General features: G+C 53.1%; 17 protein-coding genes. 12 read left to right on the top strand and 5 right to left on the bottom strand.

What is annotated here, in order from left to right; genetic code table 11:
• Nucleotides 1-331 precede the first annotated feature (331 nt).
• The 7 genes from cysG to hrpB all read left to right on the top strand — a co-directional run bounded on the left by cysG (nucleotide 332) and on the right by hrpB (nucleotide 8,568).
• Nucleotides 332-1,756 carry a siroheme synthase CysG gene (gene cysG, locus AAAH10_RS09845; RefSeq protein WP_343563006.1) on the top strand — a complete coding sequence of 475 codons (1,425 nt, stop codon included), beginning with the start codon at nucleotides 332-334 and terminating at the stop codon, nucleotides 1,754-1,756.
• An 83-nt stretch (nucleotides 1,757-1,839) separates the two neighbouring features.
• Nucleotides 1,840-2,142, top strand: coding sequence for a DUF2849 domain-containing protein (locus AAAH10_RS09840; RefSeq protein WP_343563004.1), 303 nt, complete (start codon nucleotides 1,840-1,842; stop codon nucleotides 2,140-2,142).
• Nucleotides 2,143-2,216: 74 nt separating this feature from the next.
• On the top strand, nucleotides 2,217-3,872 hold the full coding sequence (locus tag AAAH10_RS09835; RefSeq protein WP_343563002.1) for a nitrite/sulfite reductase: 1,656 nt from the start codon (nucleotides 2,217-2,219) through the stop codon (nucleotides 3,870-3,872).
• Entirely contained in the window at nucleotides 3,862-4,647 is a 786-nt protein-coding gene (locus AAAH10_RS09830; protein ID WP_343563000.1) for a phosphoadenylyl-sulfate reductase, read from the top strand. Before AAAH10_RS09835 ends, AAAH10_RS09830 begins: the two co-directional genes overlap by 11 nt.
• Nucleotides 4,648-4,759: 112 nt before the next feature.
• On the top strand, nucleotides 4,760-5,293 hold the full coding sequence (locus AAAH10_RS09825) for a DUF934 domain-containing protein (protein WP_343562998.1): 534 nt from the start codon (nucleotides 4,760-4,762) through the stop codon (nucleotides 5,291-5,293).
• A gap of 197 nt (nucleotides 5,294-5,490) precedes the next feature.
• A complete protein-coding gene (fdxA, locus tag AAAH10_RS09820; RefSeq protein ID WP_343562996.1) occupies nucleotides 5,491-5,829 on the top strand; it encodes a ferredoxin FdxA in 339 nt (112 codons plus the stop codon).
• Between the two features lie 120 nt (nucleotides 5,830-5,949).
• Nucleotides 5,950-8,568, top strand: coding sequence for an ATP-dependent helicase HrpB (gene hrpB / locus AAAH10_RS09815; protein ID WP_343562994.1), 2,619 nt, complete (start codon nucleotides 5,950-5,952; stop codon nucleotides 8,566-8,568).
• Between the two features lie 4 nt (nucleotides 8,569-8,572).
• On the opposite strand, the gene AAAH10_RS09810 is transcribed toward hrpB, so the two are convergent.
• On the bottom strand, nucleotides 8,573-9,844 hold the full coding sequence (locus tag AAAH10_RS09810) for a BaiN/RdsA family NAD(P)/FAD-dependent oxidoreductase (protein ID WP_343562992.1): 1,272 nt from the start codon (nucleotides 9,842-9,844) through the stop codon (nucleotides 8,573-8,575).
• Between the two features lie 358 nt (nucleotides 9,845-10,202).
• Here AAAH10_RS09810 and AAAH10_RS09805 point away from each other — a divergent pair, with 358 nt between their 5' ends.
• Complete coding sequence (locus tag AAAH10_RS09805; protein ID WP_343562989.1) at nucleotides 10,203-10,931, top strand: hypothetical protein; 729 nt, start codon at nucleotides 10,203-10,205, stop codon at nucleotides 10,929-10,931.
• A 129-nt stretch (nucleotides 10,932-11,060) separates the two neighbouring features.
• On the top strand, nucleotides 11,061-11,849 hold the full coding sequence (locus AAAH10_RS09800; RefSeq protein ID WP_343562987.1) for a hypothetical protein: 789 nt from the start codon (nucleotides 11,061-11,063) through the stop codon (nucleotides 11,847-11,849).
• Here the strand turns inward: AAAH10_RS09800 and AAAH10_RS09795 are convergent.
• Nucleotides 11,846-13,186: an NAD(P)/FAD-dependent oxidoreductase gene (locus AAAH10_RS09795; protein ID WP_343562985.1), complete on the bottom strand. Its 1,341-nt coding sequence runs from the start codon at nucleotides 13,184-13,186 to the stop codon at nucleotides 11,846-11,848. The two genes, AAAH10_RS09800 and AAAH10_RS09795, sit on opposite strands and share 4 nt — an antisense overlap.
• Nucleotides 13,187-13,296: 110 nt before the next feature.
• Between AAAH10_RS09795 and AAAH10_RS09790 the strand changes: the two genes are divergently transcribed.
• From AAAH10_RS09790 to AAAH10_RS09780, 3 genes are all read left to right on the top strand, one after another.
• Entirely contained in the window at nucleotides 13,297-14,829 is a 1,533-nt protein-coding gene (locus AAAH10_RS09790; RefSeq protein ID WP_343562983.1) for a cobyric acid synthase, read from the top strand.
• Nucleotides 14,830-14,946: 117 nt separating this feature from the next.
• Nucleotides 14,947-15,717: a substrate-binding periplasmic protein gene (locus tag AAAH10_RS09785; protein WP_343562981.1), complete on the top strand. Its 771-nt coding sequence runs from the start codon at nucleotides 14,947-14,949 to the stop codon at nucleotides 15,715-15,717.
• 151 nt (nucleotides 15,718-15,868) lie between these two features.
• Nucleotides 15,869-16,657 carry a substrate-binding periplasmic protein gene (locus AAAH10_RS09780; protein ID WP_343562979.1) on the top strand — a complete coding sequence of 263 codons (789 nt, stop codon included), beginning with the start codon at nucleotides 15,869-15,871 and terminating at the stop codon, nucleotides 16,655-16,657.
• Nucleotides 16,658-16,719: 62 nt separating this feature from the next.
• On the opposite strand, the gene AAAH10_RS09775 is transcribed toward AAAH10_RS09780, so the two are convergent.
• The 3 genes from AAAH10_RS09775 to AAAH10_RS09765 form a co-directional block, all read right to left on the bottom strand.
• Nucleotides 16,720-17,406, bottom strand: a complete 687-nt coding sequence (locus AAAH10_RS09775) for a fumarylacetoacetate hydrolase family protein (RefSeq protein ID WP_343562977.1) — start codon at nucleotides 17,404-17,406, stop codon at nucleotides 16,720-16,722.
• Nucleotides 17,407-17,508: 102 nt separating this feature from the next.
• Nucleotides 17,509-18,489, bottom strand: a complete 981-nt coding sequence (locus AAAH10_RS09770; protein WP_343562975.1) for an ornithine cyclodeaminase family protein — start codon at nucleotides 18,487-18,489, stop codon at nucleotides 17,509-17,511.
• A 66-nt stretch (nucleotides 18,490-18,555) separates the two neighbouring features.
• Nucleotides 18,556-18,927, bottom strand: a complete 372-nt coding sequence (locus AAAH10_RS09765; RefSeq protein ID WP_442490269.1) for a HesB/IscA family protein — start codon at nucleotides 18,925-18,927, stop codon at nucleotides 18,556-18,558.
• Between the last annotated feature and the right edge of the window lie 30 nt (nucleotides 18,928-18,957).

Genomic DNA, 18,957 nt, shown 5'->3' with positions numbered 1-18,957 from the left:
TTAAATTTGTGACCGGATGTGTCTTTGTGATGCATCCGGTCATTTTTTTGTGAAACTTTCGTTTCCCTTTACTGCTATAAAAGCAGATGTGTGTTTTAATTTTATAAATTATATTATTGAAAAATATAATTTATTTTTTGATTTGGACAGGGTTTTTGTGGATTTGAAGAGTGCTCTTCCATTTTAAACATCATAAAGATGTAAATAAAATATTTTTTCACATTCGCTCTTGTGTTTTTTTTAAAAGATGCCATCTTCTCTGTAATGTCATTGTAGTTTGCACAGAGTGCCGCAGATGTGGTTTGGCTCTGGCTGCTTCTGGAGAGGGATCATGGAACATTTTCCGATCTTTTTTGGTATCAAACAGCGTCACGTCCTGCTTGTTGGCGGTGGTGACAATGCTGTTCGCAAAGTGCGTCTTCTGCGCAAGGCTGACCCGGTGATCACGGTTGTGGCGCCATCTCTCTGTGATGAACTGCAACAGATGGCAATGGACGGGGCGATTGTTCATGTGGCCCGAAAGTTCCAGCCGGAAGATGTGATCGGCAAGGCGCTGGTTTTCGCTGCAACTGATCTGGACGATGTGGATCTTGCTGTCACAGAGGCGGCGCGTGCGCATTCTGTTCCGGTCAATGCTGTGGACAAGCCCGGTATTTCCGACTTTATCACCCCGGCTATTGTGGATCGTTCACCTCTGGTGGTCGCAATCTGCAGTTCGGGTGCTGCACCGATTGTGGTCCGCAACCTGCGTGAAAAGCTGGAAGCCATGTTGCATCCGTCACTGGGGCGTCTGGTCAGCTTTGCAGATTCCTTTCGCGGGGCAGTGCGTGCAACCCGCCAAAGCGGAACAGCACGTCGCAGGTTCTGGGAGCGCTTTTTCTCCGGTTCCATAGCAGACAACTATCTCGCCGGGCGTGAGCAACTTGCGCATGAGCAGATGCTCAAGCTTGTGAACACGGCTGACCGTTCTGAAGACCTGAAAGGTCATGTTGCCATTGTTGGTGCCGGCCCGGGTGATCCCGATTTGCTGACCTTCCGTGCCATGCGCTTCATGCAGCAGGCCGATGTTGTCGTATACGATCGCCTGCTGGATGATTCCATGCTGGAATATGTCCGTCGCGATGCGGATCGCATCTATGTCGGCAAGGCGCCGGGCAAACATGCGATGACACAGGAGCAGATCAACCGCTTGCTGGTTGACGAGGCCCTGTCCGGCCGTCGCGTTGTTCGCCTCAAGGGCGGTGATCCCTTTATCTTTGGTCGTGGCGGTGAAGAGCTCGATCTCCTGCGTGAGCATGGTGTTGATGTCGATATCGTTCCCGGTGTCACAGCCGCCACAGGCTGTGCTGCTTCTGCTGCCATTCCGCTGACGCACCGCGAGCATGCTTCCATGGTGACTTTCGTTGCCGGACATGCCGGAGACGGTATCGAGGACGCAGACTGGGCCAGTCTTGTGAATTCCCGGCAGACGCTGGTGTTTTACATGGGTGTGGGCAAGTCGTCGGAAATCTCGGCCCGTTTGATCAGACACGGTATGGATGCGCAGACGCCTGCAGCCTTTGTCGAGAATGGGACGCGCAAGGATCAGCGCGTCATTCCGGGCAGGCTGGCTGACCTCGAAAAAATGGTTCAGGACTATGACGTCAAGGCACCGGCTTTGATTGTTGTTGGCAAGGTTGCCGATTATGCCCGGCTGCAACTGGCGCAACCGGATGCCGAATTTGAATTTCCGGCGGATGTGCAGTTCGCCGAATAGGAACAGATGCCCAGGGGCATCAATCAGGTAAGGAAAAGGCAGAACCTCGTCAAAAAGAGGACTGCATCAGGAGAAGAAAAGCCATGGTGCTGCAAATTATGACTGCGAACCGATTGCTGGATGGTGAAGTGGTTTATCTGACCGACAGCGGCGACTGGTCCGAACACTATGCGAAAGCCCGCGTGGTTGAAGACAAGGATCAGGCCGAAGAGGTTCAGGCAATCGCCAAACAGGCGGAACTGGATCACAAAACTGTCGGTGCATACCTCGCAAAGGTTGACCGTAACGAGGATGGTTCGATCCGCTTGATCTCCATGAAGGAAAGTATCCGTGCGGCGGGCCCGACGACGCGCCGCGATCTGGGAAAACAGGCAAAGAACGTCTGAACCCGCAAGTCAGGATGAAACAGTAAATCCGGGCCTTGATGAGAAATCGGCTCGCTTCTGTCAGGAAAAAGACCATGTACAGATATGATGAATTTGACCACAGCTTTGTCAGCCAGCGCGTTGCGCAATTCCGGGACCAGGTGGAACGCCGTCTGGCCGGTGAACTCTCTGAAGACGAGTTCAAGCCTCTGCGCCTGATGAACGGCCTTTATCTGCAGCTGCATGCCTACATGCTGCGCGTTGCCATTCCCTATGGCAGCTTCAACGGCAACCAGATGCGCAAGCTGGCTCATATTGCCCGCACCTATGACAAGGGCTATGGCCACTTCACAACCCGTCAGAACATCCAGTACAACTGGCCTGTTCTCCAGGATGTGCCTGCCATTCTGGACGATCTGGCTTCTGTGGAAATGCACGCGATCCAGACATCCGGTAACTGTATCCGGAACACAACATCCGATCAGTACGCTGGTGCTGCTGCGGATGAAATTGAAGATCCGCGTGTTTATTGCGAGATCATTCGTCAGTGGTCTTCCCTGCACCCGGAATTCACCTTCCTGCCGCGCAAGTTCAAGGTGGCCGTGACCGGTGCGACCTATGATCGTGCTGCGATCCAGGTTCACGATATCGGTCTGGCGCTCAAGCAGAACGAAGCCGGCGAGGTAGGCTTTGAGGTCTATGTTGGTGGTGGTCAGGGGCGTACCCCGATGATTGCCAAGCTGATCCGTGACTTCCTGCCGAAAGAGCATCTTCTGAGTTATCTGGAAGCAATCCTGCGCGTGTACAACCAGTACGGTCGCCGCGATAACAAGTACAAGGCGCGTATCAAGATCCTCGTTCACGAAACAGGTATTGATGAAATCCGTGAACGCGTCGAGGAAGAGTGGAACCGCATCAAGGATTCTGCACTGAAACTCCCGCAGGACGAGATTGATCGCATCAACACCTATTTCGCGCCGCCAAGCTATGAAGAGCTCGAGGATCACTCGGTGAAACTCGAGGCGATGAAATTCGAACACAAGGCCTTTAACTACTGGGTGAAGGCCAATGTCGCGGATCACAAGCAACCGGGTTATGCGATTGCGAACATTTCCCTGAAGCCTGTTGGTGAGGCCCCTGGTGACATCACGGCAGAGCAGATGGACATCGTTGCGGATCTGGCTGAAAAGTACAGCCTGGGTGAAATCCGTGCGACCCACGAACAGAACCTGACGCTTGTCCATGTCAAAAAGGATGATCTTTTTGATCTGTGGCAGGAACTGGAAGCTGCCGGTCTGGGTACTGCCAATCTTGGCATGATCTCTGACATGATCGCCTGCCCGGGGCTGGATTACTGTGCCCTTGCAAATGCCCGTGCGATCCCGGTTGCACAGAACATCAGCAACCGTTTTGCGGATCTGGAACGCCAGCACAACATCGGTGAGCTGAAGCTCAAGATTTCCGGTTGTATCAACGCCTGTGGCCACCACCACGTTGGGCACATCGGTATTCTCGGCGTGGACCGCAAGGGTCTTGAGAACTACCAGATCACACTGGGTGGTTCGGCAGACAACAATGCTGCTGTCGGCAAGATTATCGGTCCGGGTTTCGGCTATGACGATGTGGTTGATGCTGTGGAAAACATCGTGAACACCTACGTTGATATCCGTGAATCGGAAGAGGAAACCTTCCTGCAAACTTACAATCGCGTTGGTCTGGAGCCATTCAAGGAACGCCTCTATGCCGCTTGATTCGAATTGCATCAGGCAGGCTGATACTGCGGGTGCCCGGTTGTCTGCGACAGCCGAGCGCGCGCAGAGTCTGCTGGATCGGGTGCGTGATCTGCCTACAGAGGAAGCACTGGGCCTTCTGATCCGGGAAGAGTTCAAGGGAGAAATCGCTCTGGTTTCATCCTTTGGCGCAGAGTCTGCCGTTCTGTTGCACATGGTTGCGCAGATTGATCCTGCAACGCCTGTTGTGTTTCTGGATACAGGCAAGCTTTTTGGGGAGACCCGCCGTTACAAGAAGAAGCTTGTCGAGTTGCTGGGGCTGACTGAAGTCAGGACAATTCTGCCGGACGAGGAACGCCTGAAGCAAGAGGACCCGAAGGGGATTCTCTGGAACGGAAACGCGAATATGTGTTGCTGGGTGCGCAAGGTCGAGCCCATGCAGCGTGCTCTGGATGGACTGACGGCGTGGATATCCGGTCGCAAGAGATTTCAGGCGGACACCCGTTCCGCTCTGGAAATCGTTGAGGCCGAAGGATCGCAGATCAAGATCAATCCTCTGGCCTACTGGACCGCAGAGGATATCGAGGACTACTTCACGCGATATGATCTGCCGAGACATCCTCTGGTGGCAGACGGCTATCTGTCTATTGGCTGTATGCCCTGTACTGCTCCTGTGGAAGACGGACAGGATGCACGCAGCGGCCGCTGGAAAGGTCAGGGCAAGGTTGAGTGTGGAATCCATTTCTCGAACACGGGAACGCCGGAGCGTTCCAGCCTGACAGAACAAACGAATTGACGGGCCGGACAGGGCTGTAAAAGCACTGCTTGCTCATCTTGTGATAAGATAAAGATGAATATCCCCTTTGAGGATGGTTCCTGTGAACCATTCACAAAAGCAGGAGAGAACGATGCCATTGATTATGAACGGACGCGTGGTCGAAGACAGCTGGACCCGCATTGACGACGAAGCGGCTCTGCCGACAGAAGGGGCTGTGATTGTAAGCTATGATCGCTGGGAAAAGGACAAGGCGAGCCTGCTGGCTGCTGATCTTGATCTTGGCGTCTGGCTGAACTCCGATCAGTCTCCGGAGCTTCTGGATGGAGACATCGACAGTTTGAAACTGGTTGCCCTGAACTTTCCAAGCTTTGCAGATGGTCGTGCCTTTACCTATGGCCGCATGCTGCGTGAGCGCTATGAATTTGAAGGACAGGTTCGTGCAATGGGCGGTTTCATTCTGGATCAGATTGAAATGCTGCGTCGTTGCGGATTCGATGCCTTTGAAACAGAGAAGCCGGAAGTTGTCCGTGGTGTGAATCGCAATGCCTCTGCGAATGTGACTGTCTATTATCAGCCGGGACAGGATGAGCAGGATGAAACAGCGTCTTCCCTGCGTCGCCGCCTGCTGGATAGCCACAAGGAACTGGGCTACAGGAACGCCTGAAGGAGCTTTGTCTGAAAGAAAGAGTAAATCTCTTGTGATCTTCTCTTTCCTTATGCGTCAAGTCGCGCTATTGCAGAGCCGTCAGGAATGAAAAACAATATTTTTGACCTGTGTCCGAAACGGGTACGGGTTAAAAGGCCGGTCAGGAACAAAGTTCCGATTGGCAAATGAGATAGAGTAATTGGAGCATCCAGCCCATGACCTACGTCGTAGTTGATAACTGCATCAAGTGCAAATACACCGACTGTGTGGAAGTCTGCCCTGTTGATTGTTTCTACGAAGGTGAAAACACTCTCGTAATCCACCCGGACGAATGCATCGACTGCGGTGTCTGTGAGCCCGAGTGCCCGGCTGAAGCAATTCTGGCTGATACGGACCCGGCTGCTGATGACTGGTTGGAGTTGAACGCCAAGTTCGCTGAAATCTGGCCGAACATCACCCAGAAGAAAGATGCAATGCCTGATGCAGATGCCATGAACGGTGTCGAAAACAAGAAAGAGCAGTTCTGGAGCGATGCCCCCGGTGAAGGGGACTGATGTCCTTGAGTGTTCTTTGAAGTCCTTCGGGATTTTTGAAAACCGCCAATTGTGCGCTTGACCAAAGCTGCCATTTGGCGGTTTTCTTTTGTCTGCTTCCTTTGTTGTCCTTGAAAAACGATGATTTCTTTTGACACCGATAAACCTGTTTCCGGACCCTTGCCCATTGATGACTGTCTGGAGGATTTGAAAAGGGCCTTGCGGCAATCGCCCTTTGCGGTTTTACAGGCGCCTCCCGGCGCAGGGAAAACAACGCGGGTTCCCCTGGCTCTACTGGATGAGACCTGGCTTGGTGAAGAACAGAGGATCATTATGCTGGAGCCACGCAGGCTTGCGGCACGGGCCGCTGCGGAGCGGATGGCGCAGTCTCTGGGTGAGGCTGTGGGGCAAACGGTTGGGTATCGCGTGCGACTGGACAGCAAGCTTGGGCCGAAAACACGGATCGAGGTTGTCACGGAAGGAATACTGACACGCCGGATTCAATCTGATCCTGAACTTTCAAAGGTTGGCCTGATCATCTTTGACGAGTTTCACGAACGTTCCCTCCAGGCGGATTTGGGATTGGCTCTGGGGCTGGAGATCTGTTCGGCTCTGAGGGATGATCTGAAGATACTGGTGATGTCTGCCACGCTTGATGGTGACCGTGTTGCCGGGAAACTTTCTGAAGCAGCAGGAGGCCCGCACATTCCCGTTGTCACCAGTGAGGGACGGGCCTATCCGGTCGAGCTGCGCTATGGACGAGAGACAGGCCGTCGGGAAATGGTTGGAGAGACCGTTGCTGTCATTGAGCAGGCTCTTCAGGAGGAAAGCGGGTCTTTGCTGGCATTTTTGCCGGGTACCGGGGAAATCCGTCAGGTTCTGTCCGGACTACAGGCTGGGAAACTTCCGGATCATACGAGCCTTCATGCTCTTTATGGAGATCTGTCGCTTGCGGAACAGCGCAAGGCGATTGAACCCGCTCCGCCCGGGTATCGCAAGGTTGTTCTGGCAACAACCATAGCCCAGACCAGCCTGACGATTGAAGGGGTCAGACTGGTTGTCGATTCCGGTTATCACCGAACAGTCCGCTTTGATCCGAACAGAGGCATGGACCGGCTGGTGACAGAGCGTGTGTCAAAGGCAACTGCAGAGCAGCGTTCAGGCCGCGCAGGGCGAACTGAAGAAGGGGTTAGCTACAGGCTGTGGCCCAAGGCTCTGACAGGCGGACTTGCACGCTATGATCGTCCGGAGATTCTGGACGTTGATCTGGCGCCTCTGGTTCTTGAACTTGCGCAATGGGGCAGTGCGCGGGGGGAGGGGCTTGTCTGGATGGACGAACCTCCAAAAGGCAATCTGGAGCAGGCTGTCACACTTTTGAAGATGTTGCTGGCGCTCGACAAACAGGATCGTCTGACAGATCACGGAGGCAGGATGGTGCGTTTGCCGCTCCATCCACGTCTGGCCCATATGATTGTCAGGGCCGGCGAGCATGACTGCACCCGGCTGGCCTGTCTGATTGCGGCCTTGCTGAGTGAGCGGGATATTCTGAATGCAGGTGGTCCGGGCGTGCGCAATGCCGATCTGAATGTGCGTCTGCAGGCTTTTGCCGAAGAAAAGAGCGACAGGCGTTTTGATCGCGGGCGTATGAAGCAGGTGCTGCAAAGCGCAAGACAGTTCTACCGTATTGTTGCCGGAAACGGGAGCTTTGAACCGGCCGTTTTTATGGGCAGGGACAGAAGCTGGCGGGAGAGCGCAGCAGCTTTGCTGTCTCTGGCCTATCCTGATCGTATCGCCCGGCGCAGGACGCCTGACAGCCTCAACTATTTGCTGTCAGGCGGGCGGGGGGCGGCACTGGAGGCTGAGAACCTTCCCGAAGGACTGCGTGGGGCAGAGTTTCTGGCTGTTGCAGAACTGGGTGAGGGACTTTCGGGTAAGGGTGGAAAAGCCAATGCCCGTATTTTTCTGGCCGCACCCCTGTCTGCTGTCCTGCTGAGGGAGTGGCATGCAGATGCGCTTGAGGAGCGTGATCAGGTCTTTTGGGATGAGCAGCGGGAACGCATGCTGGCCGAGCGGCAGCAAACATTGGGGGCACTGGTGCTGGAGCGGCAGCGACTGAAGGATTTTGATCCTGCCCTGATGGCGCAGGGCTTGCTCGAACTGGTTGCAAACCGGGGATTTTCTCTTCTGGGAAGCTACGAAAAGGCTCTGAGCCTGCGTCAGCGCGTTGACTTTGTGCGGCTTCATCAGGGGGGTGATTGCTGGCCTGACTGGTCTGATGAGAGTTTGCTGGAGACATCTGATGAATGGTTGCTTCCCTATCTGGCCGGAGCAACAGGATTGAATGATCTGAAGAAGCTCTCCCTTGAGGAGATTCTCAAGTCCGGCCTTGAGTGGGATCAGCAGCAAAACCTTGAAACACTGGCGCCTGAGAAAATTACGGTTCCGAGTGGTTCAAGCCATCGTGTGGATTACTCCAGTCCTGAAAGTCCTGTTCTGGCTGTCAGGTTACAGGAGGTGTTTGGTTTGGCTCAGACACCGAGGCTGCTCAATGGTGCGTTACCCGTGACACTGCATTTGCTGTCACCGGCGAGAAGACCTGTTCAGGTGACACAGGATATCGCTTCTTTCTGGGTGAACACCTACAGTGAGGTCAAAAAGGATATGAAGGGCCAGTATCCCAAACACTACTGGCCTGATGATCCAATGCAGGCAGAGGCAACGACACGAACCAAAAAGGCAATGGACCGACAGCGGAAATAGAGGACTAGTGCTGTTTCAGGTAATCGTCGATTGTTCCGGCCAGATAGTGTCCCATGGAGATACATCCCTGAAGCAGATAGCCTCCTGTCGGAGCATCCCAGTTCAGCATTTCTCCGGCGACGAAAACGCCCGGCAATTTTTTCAGCATCAAGCCTTCTGTACACTCTTCAAAATCTACACCGCCAGCTGTCGAGATTGCCTCTTCCATGGGGCGCGGCTCACTCAGGCTGAAGGGCAGGCGTTTGATCAGGCTTGCCAGTCGCCTTGAAGACGTGAAATCTTCCTGGTTGGTCAGGACCTTTAACAGGGAAATGGAAGATTCTGTCAGCTTGAGTTCCCGTTTGAGATGACGTGTCATGGAGTGTTTGGCAGGTCGTTTGTTCAGGCGCTCGATAATCTTTTCAAGGGAGAGGGCCGGTTTCAGATCTATAAAGATGGTGACCATGCCTTCTTGTGCGATCTTTTCCCTGACAGAGCGTCCCAGAGCATAAAGTGCATTACCTTCAAGGCCATAGCTGGTGAGTATCACTTCACCGTTTACGCTCTCATCATCCAGATGCAGGGCGATGTTCTTGAGCGGTTGACCGCAGAGCTCTTTCGGGAAAAGGCTGGCGTGATGACTGTGATAACCGCAATTTGAAGGACTGAGCGGCGTAATGGAAATCCCCTGTTCGCGCAGCAGGGGGATCCATTTCGCATCTGACCCCATTCTGGGCCAGGATCCTCCACCGAGGGCGAGAACAGTGGCTTTGGCCCTGATGGTGCAAAGACTGTGATCCGCTCTCTGGATAACAGGGTTGTTGCTGGTGTCGAAATCAATCCATCTGTGCTTTGTGTGCAGTGTTACTCCTGCTGCTGAAAGCGCCCTGATCCAGTTTCGCAGAAGGGTCGTGGCCTTGAATCCTTCAGGGAAAACCCGGCCGCTGCTTCCCACAAAGGTTTCCTCGCCCATTTGTCCGCAGAAATCACGGAGGTTATCCGGGCTGAAGCTTGCCAGATAGTTGGCAAAAAGAGCAGCTTCGGAGCCATAACGTGTCAAAAATCTGTCGACATTTTCGCTGTGGGTGATGTTCAGCCCGCCGCGTCCGGCCAGCTGGAACTTTCTGGCCAGTGAAGGTCGGGCTTCAAAAAGTTCCACTTTGTATCCACGCTCAGCCAGACGGAGAGCTGCCATCATACCGGAAGGTCCACCACCGATAATGGCAATATCTGTATCAATGGTTGTATGCGAAGATGCAGAATTCTGGCTTTTTTTCTTTTTGTCTTCAGATGGCATTGTCTAGTGCGAGTACATTGTTATGGTTGATTTTAAACGCTTTTGTTTCCGGGTTGACCGAGGCTTTAACTATGCACCAATTCAGGTGTGAATGTTACTGAAATCTCTCTAAGCATAATACAATTGTATTTGGCTATATCTTTTTTACAGCTTGAAGTCTTGTCTTGTGCCGGAATGATCTTGCGCGAGCTTTTGGAAAGGAGTAGGAAAAATCATTCATTTTTCGCAAGAACTTCTTCCTTATCACCTTCTTGCCATCATGCAGGGTCAGCATGGGGTGCGTTTCGGATGAGCCAGCCTGAAAGCTATGGGGAATCCGGCGAATTCTGACCCCAAAAACATACGGGAATACGTGACTATGTCTCTAGGTCTGCGTGAAGCACGCAAACGTCGATCTCAAAAGTTCCGCCGCACACTGTTCAAGTGGCTCATGGCGCTGGCTTTCATCGGTGCTGCCGGTACCTTTGCCTATCTGTCCGGAGAGGATCTGGCAAAACGTCAGGTTCAACGGCTGGAAGAAACGGTTGATCAGCAGAAGCAGGACATTGCTGCACTGCATGAGGAACGCAGTGGTCTGAACGCAAAGCTTGCTGAAATGGACAGCAAGGCCCAGGAGTGGGAAGAGCGTTATGACCGGGATGTTCCCAAAGGCGAACTCAAGACCATCATGGACACAGTCATTGCCCGTCTTGACGAAGGCGTTGCTGCGGACCGTGTGACCTTTCTGGTGAGCTCGGCATCAAAGGAGAGGGCCTGTGACAACAATCCCGAAGACAAGCGCTTCTTTGTCAATACTCCCTTCTTCAGCGGTGCTAACGATTCTGTCAGCTTTGCCAGCGGAGGTGTTCTGATCACAGCCAGTGGGCAGTCTGCAACCAATGCGGAAGGCAAGGTAGAGGCCTGGTTTGATCCGGCACAGCCTGTGAAGATTGTCTTCACACTGCTGGGCGGGAAAACGGAAGTCATTGAAGGCAAGCTCCCGTTACACAAGTCGGTTGTTGTGTCCGGAAACGAGTATCGCTTCTCGCTGGTGCAGGGAAGCCGGGGCTTCGCCAACATAACTGGTGATCGCTGCGATTATCCTTAAGGTTTGAAGATCAGGGAGCAGGTTTCGATCTGCTCCCTTTTTTGATGGGAGACAGTAACGATCATGATTCTGGAATGGTTTCGCTCCCTCTTTTCCCCGGCATCTGCTGTGGCGAGAAAAGAGGGTTTCTTGTCTGAGGCCATTGCGATTGATGCACGTTACAAACGTTGCAGGGAAGGCTGGTCCGGGCATTTGCAAAACTGCAGGTCCCGAATTCTTGAAGCTGTCGGGCATTGCTCTGGCAGAAACTCCGTCGTCGTTCTTGGGGCGGGGGCAGGGCACGACCTTCCGCTGGAGCAGCTTTCAGCAGAATTCCGGCAGGTTGTTCTGGTCGACCTTGTGTTTCTTCGTCCCATGCGAAAAAAGGCAGAGAAGCTCGGAAATGTCCGACTTGTGGAAGCGGATGTGACAGGATTTTTTGACCTTTCTCCCGACAGGCGCAAGAGCTTTCTGCACTCTGCTCTTTCCGGAAGTCCGCAAAGGGAGATGCTGAGCCCGCCGGAGATCGGAAGCGGTTTCGATCTGGTTGTTTCGCTGAACCTCATGTCGCAACTGCCGGTTATGCCCTTGTCTGTTGCCCGGGAGCTTCTGAAAGAGGGGCAGGAGTTGACATCCGGGGAAGAAAGGGCCATTGCCCGACATCTGCTGGATGATCACGCAATCTGGCTGCGTGATCTGGGGACGGGTCAGCTTCTGGTGATTTGTGATCGCTGGCATAAAACCCTGCTGGAAGGTGAGCAAACCGCAAAAGCCCATGCCTTGTGGGACTACCGTCTGTCAGGGCAGGGTGGTGTTTTTTCCGAATGGGACTGGGATATTGCTCCCCGCCCTGAGCTTGATGACAGGCACGATGTGCAGAATGTCGTGCAGTGCTGGTTGGGCCGGGCGGGGGATCTTGCTCTGCGAGAAGACGATTAACCCCGGAATTTGCTCTTGATGCGTTCTGCCCAGTAATCCTGCAGACGGAGCCACAGATAAACCGTTTCTGCTGCAATCGGTCCGACAAAACCCCCGTTCCAGTCCAGTCCGAAAGGCGAGAAGAGGCGGTAGCGGTCGCTGTCCCCCCAAAGAGCTTCGACTGTCACGCGGGCTCCTGCAGCCGTTGTGTTCACACCATGACCACCATAGGACATGCAGGTCCACAGACCGGGTTCCAGTTCCAGAATGTGCGGCATCTTGTGTTTGGCGTAACCCATAAGACCGGACCAGGCTGTGGCGATGGGCAGCGGATCAAGCTGGGGATAGACCTGCAGGACGTCACTGTTGAGCAGGGCGCTCAGGCGTTTGACGTTTTCAATATTGCGCGTGGAAATCCGTCCTCCCCAGAGCAGACGATCCCCATCGACAATCCGGTAGTAGTCAGAAGAGCGCCTGTTGTCGACCACAGCAGCATCTGTTTTGATCACGGATTTGAGGCGATCCCCCAGTGGCTCGGTCAGGATGATATAGGTTGCAATCGACAGGAAGGCACGACCAATGCGCCTGTCCATCTTTTTGCCATAGCCGCCTCCGCAGAGCATGACCTTCTGGGCCCGGACTTCGCCCTTTTCCGTTTTGACAGACCACTCGTCCGTTGTCAGGCGTTCCAGACCGGTCATTTCACTCTGCTCGAACAGCCGGGCGCCCTGTGCTGTCAGGGCTTTCCCCAGTTCCAGACAATAGTTCAGCGGATGAAAATGAAAGGCCTGCGGGTCATGGAGACCACCGTGGTAGATGTCTGTGGCCAGATGTTCCTGCAACGCAGGGCGATCCATGAACTCCAGAGCGTAACCGTATTCCCTTTCGGACTGCTCTGCCTTGCGCTTCAGGCCTTCGCATCCGGGATGACGCTGGACGCCAAACTTGCCGGAGACGGCATTGACGGAGGTCATGCTGTGTCGCTGAATTCTCTCGCGAACGATTTCCACGCCTTCGGAAGAAATGTCAAAGAGGGTTTTTGCGTTGTCCCGGCCAACCTTTGCAATCAGGCCATCCTGTCCCTCTGACCAGAAGGAGGAGACAAGACCGCCATTGCGTCCGGAAGCACCCCAGCCGATGTGATTTTGTTCGAGAAGAACAACCGTCTTGCCGCGATCAAGCGCTTCCTGGGCCGCGTTCAGGCCAGCCATGCCGCCGCCAACAATGCAAAGATCAGCATGAAGGGGAGTGCTGGTCCGGAGCTGTTCCCAGGGGGACTGGTCCAGACAGGCCGTACGGCTGTAATAGCTGTCAGGATAACCCCGGAGATGACCGGTGCTCTTTTCTGCTGTGCTCATGTGAAGAATCCTTGCCCTGTTGCGGGGCTACCCCCTAGTTTCTTTTCGGGTGAGCCTAATGGCTCTGCTATCTTCAGAAAAGTCCTATTTATCAAAGAGGCTTGATTCCAATGGATGAAACCACATCAGAGACAGTGCCTTACGAGCGCAGCTTTCCTGCAATCATGTTTCAGGGAACGGGATCTGATGTCGGCAAGTCCCTGCTGGTTGCCGGATTTGCCCGTGCCTACAGCAGAAAGGGTTTGAAGGTGCGCCCTTTCAAGCCCCAGAACATGTCCAACAATGCTGCTGTGACGGAAGACGGGGGCGAGATTGGGCGGGCACAGGCCTTGCAGGCGAGAGCCTGTGGGGTGAGACCCAACACCGATATGAATCCCGTTCTGCTCAAACCGCAGAGCGATTATGGTTCACAGGTGATTGTCCAGGGAAAAATCTGGGGGAATACGGGCGGAGGAGCCTACTGGAAAACCCGCAAGAACCTGATGCCCAGGGTGCTGGAAAGCTTTGAGCGTCTGGGACAGGAGGCTGATCTTGTGCTGGTCGAGGGGGCGGGAAGCCCGGCTGAAGCCAATCTCAGGTCCGGGGACATTGCCAACATGGGATTTGCAGAAGCAGCGGATGTTCCCGTGGTTCTGGTTGGAGATATCGACCGTGGTGGCGTGATTGCCTCGCTCATCGGAACGCGTGAGGTGCTTTCGGAGAGTGAACGGGAGCGTGTTGCAGGCTATCTGATCAACAAGTTTCGCGGTGATGTTGCCCTGTTTGAATCCGGCCTTGATATTATCACGGACCGGACGGCCTTCCCGTCACTGGGGGTGATCCCCTTCTTCAAAAGGGCACGTCTGTTGCCGGATGAGGACGCGGTTTCTGTGCAGGATCGCAAGACACAGAAGCTGAACGAGGGTGCCAAAATCAGAATTGCAGTCCCGTTGATTTCCCGTATCTCCAACTTTGATGATTTCGATCCCCTGATTGCCGAACCGGAAGTGGAGCTGCGCTTTATCCATCCCGGGGAGGTCATTCCGGCTGAAACAGACATGGTTATTCTGCCCGGATCCAAGGCAACACTTGCTGATCTCGCCTTTTTCCGTGCCCAGGGATGGGATGTCGATCTGATGGCCCATATCAGAAGAGGCGGCCATGTTTTCGGCATTTGCGGGGGATACCAGATGATGGGAGAGCTGCTTTCTGATCCGATCGGCATTGAGGGCGAGCCCTCGACAGTTACGGGGTTGGGACTTCTGCCGGTTGAAACCGAACTGACGGCGACAAAAACCCTGATCGAGGTTTGTGGAACGGATCGGATCAGCGGGATCGGGTTGCACGGATACGAAATGCATGTCGGGGAAACGCGCCTTCTGAGGGAAGGCGAAAGCAGGGCCTCTGCGCTTTTGCAACTGGGTGATCGTGCGGAGGGCGTTTATATCGAAGAGGGCAGGATTGCAGGGTGCTATCTGCACGGTCTTTTTTCGGATGACAGTTTCAGAGCGGTTTTTCTTTCAAGGATCAGGAGTGAAGAGGTCGTGTCGGTTAACTTTGAGGCCCTGATTGATCAGGTCCTGGATGAACTGGCTGACCATCTGGAAGAACACTGTGATCTGGATGGCATGCTTGAGGCTGCAACGCGAGGCGTAAAAACATAGAAAATTGATGTTTATCAATGTCCGATAGCAAAATTCATACTTTCTTGCTAGTCTGAGTAGGTTTTGGGCGGCGGAATGGTGTGAGTGTGAGTCGGGGCATTGCAGAATAAAAGCGTTGTGTTTTTGGCACTTTTTGTTGTTTTCAGCTTTTTGAACAAGGCTGCGCTGGCTGTTGATGACAATCAGGCTCTGATTGTTGTGCGTGACAGTGGCAACTATCCACCCTATGAATTTCGCAACTCCAGAGGGCAACTGGTTGGTGTGCATGGCGAGATTCTGGCAGAACTGGCGCGACAGACGAAAACGCGACTGCTGATCAGGGATGTTCCCTGGAAGCGTGCTCTGGCCATGATGCAGGATGGTCGGGCTGATATTCTTCTCTATGCAAGACGAACGGCTGAAAGACTGGCCTACATGGATTTTATTGAGGGCACAGATCTGCTTTCGGTCAACAACAGCTTTTTCATCCAGAAAGACCGGCAGAGCGATGTATTGTACGATGGCGCCATTGAAAGCCTCAGACCCTATACAATCGGAGTCATGCGCGGGTTTGATTACGGTGGGCCGATCAACAGCACTTATGGCCTGAAGAAGGACCTGACAGACAATGGTGTGATCAATCTTGTCCGAAAACTTGAAACAGGGCGGATTGATGTCGCGATTATTGACAGGAACATTGTCGGATATTTCCAGAAGGAAAAACTCGCCAGTCCTGATCTGCTGCCAATCGGGGATGTTTACAGGCCCATTAAAATTTACATGGCTGTTTCAAAAAAATCAGACAGAGCCAGAGAAGCCTATGCGTTTGTTCGATCCATTGCAGATTTCAAGAAGACTGAAAAGTACAAAGAGATTATGAAGAAGTATCAGTCCTATCTGAAAAATTGAATTAATTTTTATATTTGTTTTGTAAATTGAAAACAGGGAATTCAGGAAAGATAAGGATTTGCTTCATAACAAGTGAATATATAAATATGCTTGCGAGCTGAATTGAGTTTTTTTATCTTTTGTAGATGCTTTTGTTTTGTGGAGCCTGGCCGTGAAATTTTTTGCTTTTGCCGCATCTGTTGTTCTGGCGACCGTTCTGACGGGTCAGCCTGCGGCTGCAGAGGATCAGGAACCCCTGATTATCCTGAGGGATTCCGGGAGCTACCCTCCCTATGATTTCCGCAATGAAGCGGGGCAATATGACGGCATTCACGGCAATCTTCTGGAGAAGCTGGCAGAGCTCACCGGAACGGACTATGTTGTCAAGGATCTGCCCTGGAAGCGTGCCATGGCCATGGTCAGGACAGGGCAGGCAGACATTCTGATGTTTGTTCGTAAAAATCCTGAACGTGAAGCCTACCTCGACTTTGTTGAAGGCTCACCGATGTCCTATGTTCAGCACTCCTATTATGTGCGGCGGGACAGACAGGAAGAAATCCTTTTTGATGGGACGGTTGAAAGTCTCAGGCCCTATGTTGTCGGTGTGATGCGTGGCTTCAGCTATGGCGAACCCTTTGATTCAGAAGAAAGCCTGAAGAAGGACCCGACAGATGGCAGTTTGACCAATCTGGTCAAAAAGCTCGAGAACGGTCGTGTGGATATCTCCGTGCTGGATCTGAATATTATCAATTACATGAAAAGGACAGGTGAGATCGTCTCTGATCTGCAACCTGTTGGCCTGGTCTCCGTTCCGGCCGGGGCCTACATGGCCATTTCAAAGGAATCCCCGAACAGGGAGAGAGCTCTTGAATTTGTCCGCTATATTCCCTGGTTCAAGCAGACGCATCATTACCGGGAAATTCTCGGGCGATATCAATTGCCAAAAGACGAGAACGAGTAGTTGCAGACAATAACGAAAAAGCCCCGAAGTTCTCTCGGGGCTTTTTCGTTACAGGAGGCTTGTCATCCGATTTTGAAATCAAGGGGATGCAGGCCGTCAATTTCTGCCTGAACCCTGTCTCCGATGTCCAGTGGTCCGACGCCGGCAGGTGTGCCTGTAAAGATAAGGTCGCCGGGCATCAGTGCAAACAGGCGGGAGAGGTGGGAAATCACTTCCCTGATTGACCAGGTCATGTGGCTGATTTCGGCTTTTTGCCTTCTTTCGTCATTCACGGAAAGCCTGATGGTGCTGTTACCATCCCATTCCTGTCCGGGAAGAGGTGTAAGGGTGGAGACAGGTGCCGAGCAGTCAAAGGCCTTGGCTGAAGCCCAGGGATGGCGTTTGTCCTTCGCAACTTCCTGAAGATCGCGCCTGGTCAGGTCAACACCTGTCCCATAGCCGTAAACACAGGACAGAGCTTCCTTTTTCTTGAGGTTTTCCCCACCCTTGTGGAGGGCAACAACCAGTTCGACCTCGTGGTGCAGCTTTTGCGTGGCCGATGGAAAGGGAACGGTCTGCGGATTGATCATCAGCGCAGAGTCGGGTTTCATGAAAAAGAAAGGTGGTTCCCTGTCCGGGTCGCTGCCCATTTCCTCTGCATGTTTGGCGTAGTTTCGGCCAACACAGAAAATGCGGTGAACAGGAAAGAGTGTGTCTTCGCCTGCAATGGGCAGGGCTTTCGGGTCTTCTGGTTTGAAAAGATAAGTCATCACTTTGGAATGAGTAGCCTAAAAACAGGGTTACGCTACTCCTTAATTCAGTGAATAGGAAGTCAAAAACACAGCTTTATTGTGAGAAGGCAAGAAAGGGTCTTATGAGGACTTCAGTTTTTGCAGGGCATAACGGGCTGTGATCAGGTCCATGTGGGCTCCGCCAGCATTTTTGTAGAGGGTAATATCGCTTTCGAGACGTGGTGTGGACAGGCCGTTCTGACAGATTTCATAGAGATTGGCCTCTATGGAACTGGCGGAGATCACGCCTTCTGCGATGGGGATGGCGAGATCTCCGGACTGTTCGACTGTGAAGCGACGCAGATTAACGAAGAGCCGTGATTTTTTGACAAGGGCACTGTCTGTTTCCCGCATTTGTGGCTGGTAACTGCCCGTCAGGGAGAGATGACAGCCCGGCCTGACCCATTCTCCGAGCACCAGAGGTTCTTCACTGCCGGTGATACAGCATATGATGTCAGCGTTGCGAGCTGCCTGCTCAAGGTTACTGGTTGCCTGCAGCTCCAGGTCCTGAACGTTCTCGCAAAGCGGATCGGAAAAGACCTTTTCGGCCTTGCTGGCTGTTCTGTTCCAGACAGTGATCCTTTTCAGATCGGGAAAGGCGTCCGAAAAGGCTCTGATGTGGTAGGGAGCAAGCAGCCCTGCGCCAACAATCAGCAGGTTTTCAGAGTTCGGACGGGCCAGTTTTTTTGCACCGAGGACAGAGTCTGCTGCTGTTTTCCAGTAGGTCAGCTCCGTTGCATCCAGCAGGGCCAGGGGAACGCCTGTCTTTCCGCAGAACACTGTTGTAACAGCATGGATGGAAGGAAGAGGAGGTCGGGCTGAATTATTTTCGGGGAAAATGGCGCTGAGTTTGACAGCAATCATTTCTTCCGGAGCCCAGGCGTGCCAGCAGAGGTAGGTTTGGTGATCGGCCGGATTGCTACGCTTGGGCTGATCCGGTTTCATGAAGGTGCGTTCCATGACCGGAGGAGCTTTCAGATGCTCCTGTTCCATAAAGGAGAGCAGTCCGGGAAAATCCAGTCCGGCCTTCATCATCTCTGCTGTGTAGTATTGGATCTGCACGGTCCGGCTCCCTGTTTTCTAACTGGGGATCAGACTAGCAAGAATCTCAATTCTCACAAGAGCTTGTTAGAGGAAATCCTGTGTTTCCATCGGGCCAACGTGGAAGCTTTCTCCACAGCCGCAACGCCCTGTTTCGTTCGGGTTATTAAAGACGAACGAACTCTGGAACTGATCTTCAACAAAATCCATTTCGCTGCCAATCAGATACATGATAGCCGTGGGCTCGATAAAGATCTTCACGCCCTTGTCTTCAACGGCGTCCTCGAACTTCTTTTGTTCCTTGGCGTATTCCACGACATAGCTCAGACCCGTACAGCCGCGGCTGCTGACACCAACGCGCAGGCCCAGAACGGGTTCTTCGCTTTGATCGATCAGAAACTTCACGCGGTCTGCTGCTGCATCTGTGAGAGTCAGCATTTTGGGTGCTTGCATTGTCATATCGCTCTTGGAACTCAGTGGGACTTCCTA

The organism is Carbonatibacter coralli (genome assembly GCF_039592655.1).
Classification (GTDB): domain Bacteria; phylum Pseudomonadota; class Alphaproteobacteria; order Kiloniellales; family Kiloniellaceae; genus Carbonatibacter; species Carbonatibacter coralli.
Note: the sequence above shows the minus strand (reverse complement) of the source record. Positions and strands in the feature narration are given on the sequence as shown.